This is a genomic window from Mesorhizobium sp. M7A.F.Ca.CA.004.06.1.1 (assembly GCF_003999135.1).
Classification (GTDB): domain Bacteria; phylum Pseudomonadota; class Alphaproteobacteria; order Rhizobiales; family Rhizobiaceae; genus Mesorhizobium.
Genome location: NZ_RZPQ01001142.1, coordinates 1 through 1,216, shown reverse-complemented (window position 1 = coordinate 1,216; position 1,216 = coordinate 1). Strand labels below are relative to the sequence as shown.

At 64.0% G+C, this 1,216-nt stretch carries 2 protein-coding genes; both read right to left on the bottom strand.

Annotated elements, in window-relative coordinates; translation table 11 throughout:
• Nucleotides 1-319: 319 nt before the first annotated feature.
• Complete coding sequence (locus EN906_RS34580; RefSeq protein ID WP_127269757.1) at nucleotides 320-856, bottom strand: hypothetical protein; 537 nt, start codon at nucleotides 854-856, stop codon at nucleotides 320-322.
• Nucleotides 849-1,216 (bottom strand): CGNR zinc finger domain-containing protein (locus EN906_RS34575; RefSeq protein ID WP_206529263.1); only part of this gene is annotated, 368 nt, incomplete at its 5' end. The genes EN906_RS34580 and EN906_RS34575, both read right to left, overlap by 8 nt.

Below are 1,216 nucleotides of genomic sequence, written 5' to 3'. Positions count from 1 at the left end.
GCATCAGCAGCATGCGGATGACCGCCTGCGCGCCGGACAGGAAGATGAGCTCCTTTGCGAGATCGAACTTGTCGTCGAGCGCGACGTCGTGCAGCGTCATCAGGCATTTCCTCTGCGGAGGCCACGCGGGGCAGGCAGCCAACGTCGGGGTCGGATGACGCATCCTTTCTCCCCTTGCAAGGCAGGTCAAACAAAATCGCAGATGCCAGGCAACGCGCACCGAACAGTCCGCGTCCATCCTGAATCGGGTATGAAACCGGTCCGCGGATATTGCCCGGCGCACGAAAATTTCAGCTGCGGCCCGGATGGCCGCGACGCGTCAGCCGCCCTTCGAGCAATCCGGCTTCGGTTCGCCCGGCAGCTTGCCGTCGGGATGGCCGACGAGATCGGGATTGGCGGTGTAGAGCTGGTCGATGACCAGCGGCCGGTCGGGCAGGATCGACTGGTCTTCCGTCGACATCAGCGTGGTGTCGATCTTCTGCAGGACCGCGCCGTCGGCGCCTTTGATGCTGATGGCAATCGCATAGGGCTTGTTCTTGACGACGCAGGTCAGTGCCGGGCTCTCCAGCGTCACCTTGTCGAGCTTCGGCCAGACCTTCTGCTCGACCACCAGAGGCGCGCCGCCGGCGGGATCCTGGAAGCTGGCGACCGCGACCTGGCCCTCTCCCATCGGCTTCAGCGGCCGCAGGGTCACGACATAAGTCGCCCTTGCGAGGCGGTAGTTGAAGACGAATATCTTGCCGGAAATCTCGAACAGCTTGCCTTCGTCATTGCCGGTATCGCGGCAGGCGCCCAGCGCAACGGCCGCGATGAGTGCCACGCCGACAAGGATCGAACGGGAAAGGCCGCTACGCATTCCTGACCTCATTTTCCGCCATGCGACGGCGACGATAGTGACGGCTTGCCTTCTGCCTGTTGCCACACACCGCCATGTCGCACCAAAGGCGGCTGGAATTGCGGCTTCTGTCGACGAACAGCCAGGTGCAATTGGGACAGATCCTCAGCCTCGCAACGGTGTGGTCACGCAGAAGCGACAACGCCAAAACCGCCAGTGCCGCCTCGAAAGCGATCGGCGTCAGGGGATCACCGAACGGCCTCGCCGGCGCACCGATCTCGGTCCGGCTGCCGGCAAGGCCATCGGCGCAGGCTCTCAGGATTCCGGGCAGATCAGTGGTGGCAGCCGCGCCCTTCGACGCGGCTCCACGAAACAGCCGGT